The sequence below is a fragment of the Vibrio sp. 10N.261.52.C11 genome, assembly GCF_041471405.1.
GTDB lineage: Bacteria > Pseudomonadota > Gammaproteobacteria > Enterobacterales > Vibrionaceae > Vibrio > Vibrio crassostreae_C.
Genome location: NZ_JBFROI010000021.1, coordinates 2,309 through 15,341 on the forward strand (window position 1 = coordinate 2,309; position 13,033 = coordinate 15,341).

Consider the following 13,033-nt stretch of genomic DNA (forward strand, 5'->3'; position numbering starts at 1 on the left):
CGCCATGCATCTACGGCTGTATCATCTATCCAGAACGTAACCGAGCCCCGTTTGCACAAAGCCTTATTGTACTCCGCCCAGTTAGTTATCTTCTTTTTCGCCTTACCCATGTTGTCACCGCTCTAACCATCATAAAGGATCAGATCGCAGGACTCGAAAAAGGTTCAATTGATTTAGGCAACAACGCCTAACCAGCGTATAACAGTGGGCCAATATGATGGGTATGAACCACATCAGGGCGAATCGCATTGAAGGCTTTAATTAGCTTAATAATGATATTGAATTGTACGCCTGGTGCTTTATCCAAAAAGACGATTTGCTTTTTGTATGGCTCTAGCTTCGGCCAGTTGTTTATAGACTCTTGTTTAGTACCCTCTAAACTGACAATCAACACTTGGTCTGTTGGTTTAGCAAGGCGCAGCAAATCCAGAGTTAGGGTTTCTAATCCACCCGGTGCAAGGTGCTGAACAACGTGTATGATCATTTTGCCATGCTTCGTTAAATGCGTATTCATAGTTTGGACCCTGCCTTTGTGATTCTTATTTCGCCTTTCTGACGTTTCTATTGAAGTAACTTCTTTAAAACGTTTAACTACACAAGGAGATTGCAGGAGTTGTGCCAATTAAATAACCGTTATTTTTCAGTTGTTTAGATTATTTAATTCTAGGGCAGTTTTCATTTCTCAAAATGGGAATCAAAACAAAATACAATTGAATGGCAGTTTGAATCATAGGGCTTGGGTAAATCGAAAGTAGCATTAGAACTGGGGCTCTAAATAAACAAAACGCCAACCGAGTGTTGGCGTTTTGCTCTAGGATGCACGAAGCTTGGAAACTAGAAAGCTAGGAAGCACGAAGCTAGGAAATTTGAAAGCTGTGAATCTAGCAAGTCAAAAATGGCTTTGAGGCTGACTAGCTCATTTTAGGGATCACCGTTATCACAGGGACACCCAAGATATCTTCGATTTCGTCTTTGCGTTTGATTGAAGAATCAAACAGTTCAAACAATACCGCTAAACCAATACCCAGTCCGATACCTGCAACGAATCCAGCCAGAATAAAAACAAAAGTCGGCATGTTAGATTTGACACTCGGTGTGAAAGGCAAATCGATAATCTTCACACGTTTGTTTTGCTCAAATACACCAAGCGAACCCGTTAGTTGAGCCATTTCATAACGCTCTGTCAGTTCATCATATAGTTGACGTTTGATTTCAACTTGACGTTTAAGGCGGTACATCTCTTTTGCATTTTCGCCGAAGTTATTGGCCTTGTGTTCTAATTCGAAAATCATAGTTCGAAGGCTTTTGGTCTCTTCAGTTAAAGACTCAAAGCGAGCACGAACCAGCTGTAGGCTGTGTAATTGAGTGACCAGAAGAGGTTGGGTATCAGAAAGTTTGTTCAGTGTCGTACTACTTGCGATGTCCCAAAGCTGGTCGCTGTTCATCGTTGGCTGGGTTACCTCGAGCAAACTCTTACGTTCATTCTCTAGTCTGTCTAGCTCACGCACTTTAGCTTGCACAGCACTGTGCTTGTCCGTGTATTTAGCTTGTAACAAGGTAAGGTCGCTACGAATGTCGATGATCTGGTCTTCTAATTTACCGATCACAGGGTTGGTTCTTGAAAGTTGTTGGTCGATTGACCCTAAACTTTTTTCGACACCCGATAACTCGGCCTCTTTTTCTGCCAATGTTTGTTTGAGTGAAGCTAAGCGATTCAAACTTTGGCTCTGTACCTCAGGCGTCGAATGAACATTCTCATTCATGTATGCAGCTAGCGCTTCTTCTGCTTCTGCAAGCTCTGCGCTACGTTTGTCGATATGGATTTTCAAGAAGTTACTTGAATCTTCAATCGATGAACGTTCCGGTGCAAGTAACTGTTCAATGAAATGTTCACTTACCGAGCGCAGCGTCGCTTCCATTCCATTTGGTGTGTTCGACGTTAGACTTATCTTTAGAAAATCTTTTCCAAGCTGAGTCACCGTTAGACGTTGAGACAGGTCAGTAATGATCTCTTGTTTCTCAATTTCAGGCATATCTGGCGTGGTTAATTGCAGTTCATCAGCGACCGAGTAAAGCACATGTCGACTGTGAAGCAGTGTTCTCAATGCGTTAAGTCGATCTTTGAGCATCGTCGAAACGGCAATGTCTTCCAAGAATGGATTCATCTTGGCCGTTTCTTGAATCAACATACTGGTATGCGCGTCATATTTAGTTGGAGCCAACTTGCTCACACCAAAGCCTACAAAGGGCAAAATAAGCATTGGCAGAACGATAACGTAGCGTTGGCGCCACATCGCATTGATGATGACTAATAACCGCAATTTCAGATTATTCATAATAGCTCCAACATCCAATGTACGAAGTTACCACGGTTCTGCCAGCTCTCTTGTTCGACGACAGAGATAGGTGAGTTGCTTAGCTCGCGTGCATGATCAAGCGCCCAAATCATTTGGTTGGCACTGCCAACCGTGGTTACGTGCCCTTGATATGGAACCAAAGCAGGGAACGGTGTTGTGATAATGGGTGTGCCCGCCGCAAGGTATTCCATTAGTTTGAGTGGGCTACACGCTCGGATCTGCTCGTTATCAACAAACGGCAACAAGCTCACATCCCAGTGTTGAGAATAGCTTGGTAGCGTGTGGTGTGGACGAGGGCCAAGGTAATGTACGTTACTCAACTTAGGCAGCATGAGCGTATCAAGCTCGTTTGGACCTATGAAAACAAAGTCCCATTCCGGCATCGCATTCGCAACATGATCAATCATTTCATAATCAAGCCACTTAGAAAGGCTGCCATAAAAACCAGCAATAGGGCGGTGGTTGCTTGGTAAATCTTTTGCTCTTGGTGCGGGTGTTGAAAATAGGTCTACGTCGACACCATGTGGTAGCAAGTGCGCTTTATGCTTTGGAAATTTATCCATCAATTTTTTGCTAGCCGCGAATATAAGCGTTGATTTTTCGATTAGCTCTGATTCGTGCTGTGCAACGGTGTCATGATCAACACCAGCCAGCGCGCTAAAATCATCACCGCAGTAATAGACCACAGATGACTCGCCTAAGTGTCCGCACAAATCAACAGCGGTCGGAAGAGAAGTCCATAGGATAGGCGCGTTAAGATTAAGCTCCGCAATAATCGGTTTTAGTTGGTGCAACATCATTTGCTGAGCCAACTTTCTAGAAAATTTAGAAGCAGGCGCAGGGATTGTCTTTAAGTTAACGATAGTAATGTTGTCGTGTCCCTCAGAGTCGAGCATGTTTTGAGTAACGGCTTTGGTTTTACCAAACAACTTGTTGAACGCTCGGCTGGCATCTTTAGCGGACAGCTTCGGTTGTCTTAAGCCAATAGAGTTGACCCATAAGACTTTGTGTTGCTTAGCAAGGTGACGAACTAAATGTTGAGTCGATGAAGGTAGGCCACCAAAGTCTTCACCAAATACGATTAAATCACGCATGGTCACCTCCATGAGTCTCTAACGAATCGAACATATCGGATTCTGTCACTTCAACGGGTTTAATGTGACCGACAACTCGAGCTGGGTTACCGCCTGCGATTGCAAAAGCCGGGATGTTCTTTGTTACTACGCTGCCTGCGGCTATTACGGCACCTTCGCCGATGGTTACGCCACCTTTAACCGTCACATTCGTGCCTAACCAAACATCGGGTTCAAGAATGATGTCACCGATTTGCTGAGGGTCGTCACCTTCACCTAGCGCTCGGCGTTTTGCATCAAGCGGGTGTCCAGAGTATCCAAATAGAAAAGCGCCGCCTGCGATTCGTACGTTGTCAGAGATAACCACTTTACCTCCAACAGCGATAGTCGACTGCCAACCAATGTCGACGTTATTGCCAATCGACAATAGTGGGTGTTCCAAGCCTTCAAGTTGTTGAGTACAACCAGAGAATGTCGTGTGGCCAGAGATACGGCAGTTGTCGCCAATCGTAATTTGCACCGGACCGCTGACGAAAGGCAGTCCACCATACAAATACAGGCGTTTGCCACATTGAGCCACACGACCTTTGAAAGCCGGAGTCCAGTAAAAGAATCGCGTAAAGCCAGAAACCAGATTCACCACTAGCTTGTGCGCTTGATATAGGCAGCGATTAAGTACTTGAGGGGTAGGTAGCTCTGCGCTTCTGATGTCTTTCAAAATGAAAAACACATTTCTAATTCGAGAATTAGGATGAAACTTAAGCCAATGTTTGAATTGATGTATAGATACTGACGTCATAATGAAAATCCTCTGTTTTGTTATATAGAAGTACTTTCATATACTGTGCCATTTAATAAATATAATATTTTCAATGAGTTAAAATATAGCTTTTAGGTTTTCTCATTTTGACAGGCAGTTTGAGATACGTTTGAGGCGCAAACTGTGAGTGCTGCGAGGATATAAATCGGCCAGTTGAAGCCTTGAGTCAAAAATGTCCCCGACACTATTGTTCCAATCAGACCTGCATAGATCGCATAGGCGACCGCATTAAGCTCGGGGGAGATTTCTGTGGTCGAGTTTTTTAATCTCGTTAGCGTAGAGCGAGAGGTTTTGATCAAAGAAACGATAAGGCAGACAAAAATGATCAGACCAATAAAGCCAGTCTCTGCTAACACACCAAACCAAGTACTGTGAACGGCGTGATTCAGTCCGTCCCAGTGCGAACTATAAAAGAAGTAGTTCGAGAAGAAGTTGTTCAACCCTACGCCAGTCAGTGGATTTTCAACTGCCATTTTTACTGCCGCTTCCCAAGCATAGATTCGCCCCATTGCAGATTCATCGATACCTTGTTCAGCTGCACCACCAGAAGACCTGTCTGAGATACCAGCAACTAAATAGAGCATCACGGCCGCGACAGTTCCCACTGAGATTAAGAGAACTTTAGAGCGCACTAGCTTCCACGCAAAAATACCAATCACCGCAATACAACCCAGTAATCCGCCACGGCTTTGAGTGGCAATAATGGCGGCGAGCAGTAACAGACAAACTAAGGCACTGATTAAACGTTTGGATCGTGAGATGCCAGTCGTGGTGGCTTGGCTTATTGTAAAGGCGAGTGGGAACATCAGTACCAGTGCTAGGTCGTTCGGGTCACCTAACATAGAGCCAAAATCGCGGCCAATAGTCACGCGTGAGCCCTCGACAAGCCCAATACCATTTACTGAGTTGTACACGGCAATAGAGCTGACTAAAGCGCCAGCGTAGATAATCGTCATCGCGGTTTTTGCGAGATTTTCCGTGGTGTTTACTAGCCAAGTAATCGCAAGCGTCATCACTATAATTTTCCAATAAACGCCCTTGAATTCTGCTAGTGCTATTGGCCTGTTGGACGCGAAGATAATACCAATGAAAACCAATACCCAAAATATGGCGAGCCAATTTAAACAAGGGTGCCAGAAGATTTTAAGTTCTTTACTGATTAATGCATGCCATAGAAGAGCCGACAGAGCGCCTAATGAAAGCATCAGCGGTATTTTTAGCGAATAGAGCTGAGGTATAGCTTCGTGAATTCGGAAAAATGAAAAGACAACGAACAATAGAACTAACCAGAATGTTTTGTTTAACACGAATAACCCGGCCAATGGCACAAGAGCGAGCGCCACAATGACAGCAGGGTGAGGCACAAAGTACCAAACAACACCAAGCCCAACACACAAGGTGCTGATCGTGATGATGACTGGCAATCTATTGGCTTCAGGGTTGACCATTGTGACCTCTATTGGCAAATAAACTCTTTAGGACTCGGCTCGTAATCTTTTTAAGACGTAGTTACGCCTGATGTTAAAGATTGCAAAGTGAGTGCCAGTTATGCATTTTGTTTAACTTACTGATTTAATGTTGGATTATTAAGTGAGGGCGTAGCCTTGAGGTGAGTTTTGTCATTTTGAGAATCAGTATAAAACTGACTAAAGTACTTAAATCATCAAGCCCAAATAACCAGTTATCGACTAAGGCTAGAATTAACGGTCGAGTTGATAGATTTCCAACAACTGCGGGACAACGGCTTGTGGAGAGTATTGGTTTTTCACGGTTTCTATCGCGTGACTCTTGAGAGAGTCACGTTGCTCGTTCGTCAATGACATCCACAAAGATAAAAACTGTTCTAGCTCAGCTTCTGAATTTGCAAGGTAGCCGTTAACTTGATGCTCGATGAGTTGAGGCAAGTTACCAACTGAGGTGGCGAGAACGGGAATGCCACGAATCATGGCTTCTAATGCCGCCATAGGTAAGCCTTCAAAGCGAGAAGGGATGATTAACAGATCGATTTGGCTCCAGACGTCGTCCATATTGGTCTGATGCCCATGAAAGGTCACATTATCAGGCTGCGATTTAACTAAGATGTCCATTTCTGGCCCGTCACCAAAAAGCTCAAACCGAACATCAGGAAACTGTTTGGCTAATGCAACAAATCGATCAGGCGCTTTTTCATGGCTCAATCGCCCCACAAAACCAACATGGAATGGGCTTGATGAAGGGGAGCTTGTTAACCCGGTTGGCATTTTAACAAAGTTATTCAATTGATGGGTTTGACTCGGCACTTTCGCTTTAATCTTTTCACTGACCACGAGCGACTGATCAGAAAGAAAACTGCTGTAACGGTCGAGCCAATCATAAAGCCATACTTTGCCTTTTGGGGTTTCACCTGCGTGATAAGTGGTGATTTGCTTTGTGTTGTTGAAACGAGGCGGAAGCTTGATTAACTTGCTGACCAAACTGGCTTTGTAACCATGAGCATGGATAAGCCTTGGTTGATAATGTTGAATTGCACGTTTCAGCTGTGTCGCGCTATTGCCATTTGAATCTACAGAACATGAGGCTAAATCGGAGAGGTAACTAAAAGGGATGTTCAGCGCATTCAACTTTTCAACGATGATCGCTTCAGGATTAAACTTAGTCAAAAGAACGATACGAACAGCCTCTGAATACTGAGCGCTTTCCGATATCAGGCCTTGTGCTAATTCTAAAACATGCGTTTCTATGCCTCCAAAAGTTTGGCTGTCGATCAACAGCCAAATCTCATGAAGGTTTATGTCGAGTACACCTTGGTTAGGCTTGATTGTACTCATCTTCCGATTCCCAAGCCTGTTTCTTACGATAAACAGTAGAAGGGCTAAGTTCTAGCAGCACAGCAGCGTTTAACACATTCCCATCGCAATGATTGATGGCATGTTGAATGGCTTCACGTTCTATTTGCCACATTGGACGAATAGCACCTTCGCTTGTGGTAAATGCAGGCGTCATCGGCTCATTGTGAGCTTGAGCAACTGACGATTGTTCCAACTCTTCCGGAGTAATCGGTGGCAACTTAGCTTCTGGTGCTTCAACAACTGCAGGTTGAGGCGCAGTTACTCGAACTGGTGTCACTGATTTAGATGATGGAGCGGCATCTACTTTATTAATCGGAGGCGGTAACATGTCTTTAGTCACGCTCGTTTCATTGTTCAACACCACGATGTTACGGATGATGTTTTGCAACTGACGCACATTGCCTGGCCACGCATAACGTTTAAGTAGATTCTGCGTTTCTTTGTCTATTGATTTGAACTTCTTCTTGTCTTGCTTCGCGTACAGCTTCAAGAAATGATTGCAAAGAGTGACAATGTCACTCCCTCGCTCGCGAAGCGGTGGCATCTCGATAGGCACAACGTGAACACGATAGTAAAGGTCTTCTCTAAAACGTCCTTCTTCTACTTCAACCAGTGGATCGCGGTTGGTCGCACAGATAATTCTGACATCCACTTTAATCTCGCGGTTGCCACCGAGTGGAGTAAACGTACCAGTTTGCAAAAATCTGAGGAGCTTCTTCTGCATCTCCAGTTCCATTTCACAAAGCTCATCGAGAAATAGGGTACCGCCATGCGCTTGCATTGCTGCACCTTTCCGGTCGGTTGTCGCACCGGTAAACGCACCTTTAACGTGACCGAAGATTTCACTCTCCATTAGGTCTCGAGGGATAGCGCCGCAGTTAATGGCCACGAAGGGTTTACCATTACGCTGACTCTCTTGGTGAATCGCTTCCGCACACACTTCTTTACCTGTACCACTTTCGCCGTTAATAAACACGCTGGCAGTGGTTGGTGCTACCGAATCAATGATCTTGTAAACCGCCTGCATGGGTAGGCAAGAGCCAATGAAATTATGAAAACGATCACGATCGAATTTGCTTTGCATGTTATCGACGAGGTTTTCGAGTTTCGCTCTTTTTAGATGCAAGCTAACAGAGGTCTTGAGTCGATCGGCTTGAATGGGTTTCTCTAAGAAGTCTTCTGCACCGCGTTGGATAAGGTCTACCGCGATGTTTACTGAACCATGCGCTGTCGCGATGATGACAGCGGTCGGTATTTCGTTAGCAGTAATCCAATCTAAGACTTCTTCGCCTGGCATGTCAGGAAGCTTAAGGTCGAGAATCACAAGCTGTGGAGAGTGCCTTTCAATGAAGGTCTTAGCTTCCGCGCCGGTTTCGACGTGGAAAATATCATAGGGCTCGTCTTTTACGTACTGCTTGTAGAGTACGGCGAGTGAGGTGGAGTCTTCAACTAACAATACCTTAGGGCGCATTGTGTATTCCTTTTGAAACTTTATCCTAACCAATCAATAACATAGTGATATGCAACCATCAATACGAGTCTTGTGTATTTGTTATCTACCACATACAATCTTTTAAGAAGCGGCCTGTATAACTTCTCGCATTGCTGTTCATGATGGAGCCCATCTTATGGCGACTATATTAATAACGACTGTTTTGAGTTTTTAATCTGATACCGATAATGAACATGCAAAGCTAGCTGAAGCCTGCCTCTTTCCTTTCAAGCAAGGCTTTTATTGAACGCTCTGCGAGCTCTATTAATTCATCAACTTGTCGAAATGCCGCATCATGACTCTGTTCTAAACATAGCTTTTCTAAAGCTCGAGCTAATTCACCCAAAGGGCGATTACCTAACGAAAGCGCTGTGCTGCCGAGAGTGTGGACCTCGAACTCAAGTGTTTGAGCGTCTTTCTGCGTGACTGCCTCTTTTATAGCGACCAAGCGTGTTTGTGATTCTTCGACATAATGGTCGATCAAGATAGGGATAATGTCCGCACTTGTATCGCGAATCATTTGCTCCAGAACGCTTTCATCGACAAGCTCGCTCACTTGTTGTGAGTTTAGATTTGTAGCTGCGTCTGACGCTAAAGTAGAATTCATCAAACTAAGTCCTTTTATTGAGCTTAATATCTGTTAATACTATTAAGTTTTAGTCATTTTCTAGAATAATTTCAACTGGTTGCCGTACAAATAGAGCATTTAATTGGCATCTCACTCATCTTGCTATTGGGTTTGTGACAAACCTAACGGACTGATTTTATTTTGTTTTCTCTTATGAAATATAAACTTAGGTGCCTATAAAGCCTAAGGTGCGGGTAGATCTCAGAAGAAAACGAGCCCGATACAAATAAAAAAGACCACTGCAGTGAAATAACAACAGTGGTCTTAGAGCGGTTTATGTAGTTTAGGCTAATCTAAATAGCAATAACTCAAATAACGATAACCCAAACAATGATAATTTAAACAGCCGTGCTTTAAATCACGAAAAGTAGGACTACGAAGCTTTATCAATTTTTGGCTTTGGGTCGGCTTCTACTTCTTCCTCGCTACTTTCTGAGAAGATATCAGCAACAGCGCTTCTCTCGAGTTCACCTTTTAGATTACCGTCTTCATCAACAACTGGAAGAGAGTAGTCACAAGACATAGTGTCCGGTAGCACTTCTTCAATCACCGCATCTGGTAAGATGGCAGGGACTTCTTCGTATATCTCATCACTAAAATCATGTACCGATGAATCTTCAACGGCGTCTTGTAGACTTTCTTGTGTGACTAGGCCTTGATAGCCGTCATCTGTTACGTGATAAGCGTAATCGTTTTTAAGCATCTTCATTTGTGCCAAAGCACCTTCAATTGTTTCTGATGTGATTCGATACAGAGGAGGCTGCATAACGGTTTCAACGGTCAGTGCACGAGCACGGTTTACGTCTTTCACGAACGCTTCCACGTAATCATCGGCTGGATTTAGCAGAATCTCATGTGGTGTGCCTTGTTGTACTAACTCGCCGTCTTTCAAAATTGCGATTCTATCGCCTAGGCGGAGTGCTTCGTCCAGATCATGTGTGATGAAAACAATCGTCTTATGAAGCTTCTCTTGAAGTTCAATAAGCTGGTCTTGCATTTCACTTCGAATCAAAGGGTCGAGTGCCGAAAAGGCTTCATCCATTAACAAGATTTCAGCGTTAGTACACAGAGCGCGCGAAAGGCCAACACGTTGTTGCTGACCACCTGAAAGTTGCGCAGGGTATTGCTTGCCGTAACCTTTCAAGCCCACGGTTTCTAACCATTCGTTGGCTTTTGCTAAACGGTCTTCTTTTTTGATGCCTTGTACTTCCAACCCGTACGCAACGTTTTCAACCACAGTGCGATGAGGCATTAAGCCAAAGCGTTGGAATACCATCGACATTTTATGACGACGGAACTCTTCTAGCTGTTTAGTGTTGAGGCTCATCACATCAATGCCTTCAACCATGATTTTACCTTGAGTCGGGTCAATCAAACGGTTGAAGTGGCGGATCAGCGTCGATTTACCCGAGCCAGAAAGCCCCATGATAACGAAGATTTCACCACGGTTAATCTCAAGGTTGATCTCTTTTAAACCAACGGTATGACCCGTATCCGCAAGAATCTGATCTTTGTGTTCGCCGTTTTGAACTCGGTTCATAACAGACATTGGTTTCGGTCCAAACACCTTGTACAGACCACTAATTTCAATCAATGGTTTAGTCATGCTTGAATCCTCCTAAATGCGCATTAGTTCTTCTTGCGTACGCCTGAGAAGCGCGGTCAAAAAGGATTGCGAGGGCAACGATGGCGAAACCATTCATCAAGCCTAATGTGAAGTACTGGTTAGTAATCGATTTGAGAACCGGTTGTCCTAGGCCTTTCACACCAATCATGGATGCGATAACAACCATAGACAGTGCCATCATGATGGTTTGGTTAATACCCGCCATGATCGTTGGCATTGCTAGAGGAAGTTGAACACCCCATAAGCGTTGCTTTTTGCTCGCACCGAAAGCGGTAGCGGCTTCAAGGACTTCTTTATCAACTAAGCGTATGCCTAGGTTAGTTAGACGAATTACAGGTGGGATCGCGTAGATAACCACGGCGATTAGCCCTGGAATCTTACCGATGCCCAGTAGCATTACCACTGGAATCAAATAAACGAACGCAGGCATGGTTTGCATGATATCGAGCATCGGCGTAACAATTGACTGAGCTCGATTTGAACGAGCCATCGCAATACCAATCGGAATGCCCAAGAATATTGAAACCAAGGTACATACAGTGATGATACTGAGCGTCCGCATGGTGTCTTCCCACATTCCAAAGTAACCAATGAGAAGTAGAGAAGCAACACAGCCTAGAGCCAGTTTCCAAGAACGGCTTGCTGCGTAGACAAGGCTGGTACACACAGCCAGGACTATAATCCAAGGTGTTGAGATAAGGAGTTTTTCAAACCAAACGAGGAATGAAAGAAGAGGGTCAAAGAGAGATTCAATCATTTCGCCGTATTCACGGGAAAATTCACGGTATGCGCCATCTAGCGTCTTTTTTATGGTTCGTAAATCACCGCGTTCCATCTCTGGAAAGCTTGATAACCAATTGCTGTCAGCCATTTTATATCCTTATAGTTCGGAGCCACTTGTCCATGCGATAAGAAAATCGCTAATGAAAAGGGCTCCGAATCATGAATAACATCAAGTATAGCGACGTTATTTCTGTTTTATTGTTGAAGCGTAATTACTTGTTATTAAATCAAGCTCTTACAGCTCTGCTTCAACTTTCTTAGCCACTTCTTCAGAAACCCATGGGTGCCATACTTCTGGGAATTCACTTAAGAAATGCAGACTCGCTTCTTCGCCATCAGCTTGGTTGTCTTCCATCCAAGCAAGTAGCGAGTTCATTTTGTCGTTCGTGAAACCACGTTTAGTAAAGTAGTCGTATGCTTCAGGAGCACGTGACGCAAAACTTTCAGTGGTAATCGTGTGAACAGGTGAAGGCGGGTACATGGTCGCTTTTGGCGATTCACAATCTTCTTTAGTGGTACAGTTAAGGAACTCTTCCTCATTAACGCCACTGCCAAAGTCGACTTTAACCATGTCGTATTTACCTAGCACAGCCGTCGGTGCCCAGTAGTAACCAAACCAAGCTTCTTCACGTTCATAAGCTTTTGCGATAGAGCCAGATAAGCCGGCACTCGAGCCTGGATCAACAATCGTGAAACCGCTGTTTTCTAGCTCAAGAGCATTAAACAGGTTTCCGGCGCTGATCTGACAGTTCCAGCCTGCAGGGCAGCTGTAGAATGCAGATGTATCTGGGTCTTCAGGGTGTTTGAATAAGCTTGCGTTTTTGCGTACGCCTTCGATGGTTGCCATTTCAGGGTACTGTTTTACTAGGTAAGCTGGAACCCAAAAGCCTTCTTCGCCGCCGTTCACAAGTGCTTTACCTGCGTAGCGAAGACGTTTTTCTTCAACACCTTTATCTAATGCGTCTTTTAAGCTGTTGCTCCAAAGTTCAGGTGCAACATCAGGCTGGCCTTTTTCGATCATAGACGTGCCTGTTGGCATAGTGTCGCCAGGGATAAGTTCAGCATCACACCCATAACCATGTTCAAGGATGAATTGGTCGATATTGGCGATCAGTGTTGCAGAGTTCCAGTTCATATCTGCGATTGTTACGCTGCCACATTCTCCAGCGTTAGCATTACCGCTGGCTGCTGCTACTAACAAAAATACGGAGCTTAACTTGTATTTCATATTGAGTTTCCTTTCTCTTTAATAATACAACTAAGGTAACCAAGGTAAATTGATTATCTAAATTGCTCGATGGTGATCCTTTCCGTGTATTTGAACCATTTGAGCAGAAGGAGGGATGGGTGAAGTTTGAATAGATAAACGTGCAAAGTCAGTGAAGTGTGATTTGCCAATTCATCCACTGTGTTTCAACAGCCATC

General features: G+C 44.2%; 10 protein-coding genes and 2 pseudogenes. All 12 read right to left on the reverse strand.

Features of this window, described 5'->3' with window-relative positions; genetic code table 11:
- Positions 1-110: pseudogene (locus AB4323_RS24565) on the reverse strand (IS5 family transposase); the annotation flags it as partial.
- Positions 111-190: 80 nt separating this feature from the next.
- A pseudogene (locus AB4323_RS07615) lies at positions 191-514 on the reverse strand (glycosyltransferase); the annotation flags it as partial.
- 397 nt (positions 515-911) lie between these two features.
- Positions 912-2,336, reverse strand: a complete 1,425-nt coding sequence (locus AB4323_RS07620) for a Wzz/FepE/Etk N-terminal domain-containing protein (protein ID WP_017063900.1) — start codon at positions 2,334-2,336, stop codon at positions 912-914.
- On the reverse strand, positions 2,333-3,451 hold the full coding sequence (locus AB4323_RS07625) for a glycosyltransferase (RefSeq protein WP_017068358.1): 1,119 nt from the start codon (positions 3,449-3,451) through the stop codon (positions 2,333-2,335). The genes AB4323_RS07620 and AB4323_RS07625 overlap by 4 nt, the downstream gene beginning before the upstream one ends.
- Complete coding sequence (locus AB4323_RS07630) at positions 3,444-4,229, reverse strand: DapH/DapD/GlmU-related protein (RefSeq protein ID WP_017063898.1); 786 nt, start codon at positions 4,227-4,229, stop codon at positions 3,444-3,446. The genes AB4323_RS07625 and AB4323_RS07630 overlap by 8 nt, the downstream gene beginning before the upstream one ends.
- Before the next feature lie 92 nt (positions 4,230-4,321).
- The gene (locus AB4323_RS07635; protein WP_102333320.1) at positions 4,322-5,698 is read right to left on the reverse strand and encodes an O-antigen ligase family protein; all 1,377 of its coding nucleotides are present in this window, start codon (positions 5,696-5,698) and stop codon (positions 4,322-4,324) included.
- A gap of 252 nt (positions 5,699-5,950) precedes the next feature.
- Entirely contained in the window at positions 5,951-7,057 is a 1,107-nt protein-coding gene (locus AB4323_RS07640; RefSeq protein WP_102333321.1) for a glycosyltransferase family 4 protein, read from the reverse strand.
- The gene (locus AB4323_RS07645; protein WP_102333322.1) at positions 7,038-8,549 is read right to left on the reverse strand and encodes a sigma-54 dependent transcriptional regulator; all 1,512 of its coding nucleotides are present in this window, start codon (positions 8,547-8,549) and stop codon (positions 7,038-7,040) included. The genes AB4323_RS07640 and AB4323_RS07645 overlap by 20 nt, the downstream gene beginning before the upstream one ends.
- A 223-nt stretch (positions 8,550-8,772) precedes the next feature.
- Positions 8,773-9,177, reverse strand: coding sequence for an Hpt domain-containing protein (locus AB4323_RS07650; RefSeq protein ID WP_102333323.1), 405 nt, complete (start codon positions 9,175-9,177; stop codon positions 8,773-8,775).
- A 394-nt stretch (positions 9,178-9,571) separates the two neighbouring features.
- Positions 9,572-10,804, reverse strand: a complete 1,233-nt coding sequence (locus tag AB4323_RS07655; protein WP_017059590.1) for a glycine betaine/L-proline ABC transporter ATP-binding protein — start codon at positions 10,802-10,804, stop codon at positions 9,572-9,574.
- The gene (locus AB4323_RS07660; RefSeq protein ID WP_017059591.1) at positions 10,797-11,696 is read right to left on the reverse strand and encodes a proline/glycine betaine ABC transporter permease; all 900 of its coding nucleotides are present in this window, start codon (positions 11,694-11,696) and stop codon (positions 10,797-10,799) included. Before AB4323_RS07660 ends, AB4323_RS07655 begins: the two co-directional genes overlap by 8 nt.
- A 147-nt stretch (positions 11,697-11,843) precedes the next feature.
- Positions 11,844-12,836: an ABC transporter substrate-binding protein gene (locus AB4323_RS07665; protein ID WP_017063893.1), complete on the reverse strand. Its 993-nt coding sequence runs from the start codon at positions 12,834-12,836 to the stop codon at positions 11,844-11,846.
- Between the last annotated feature and the right edge of the window lie 197 nt (positions 12,837-13,033).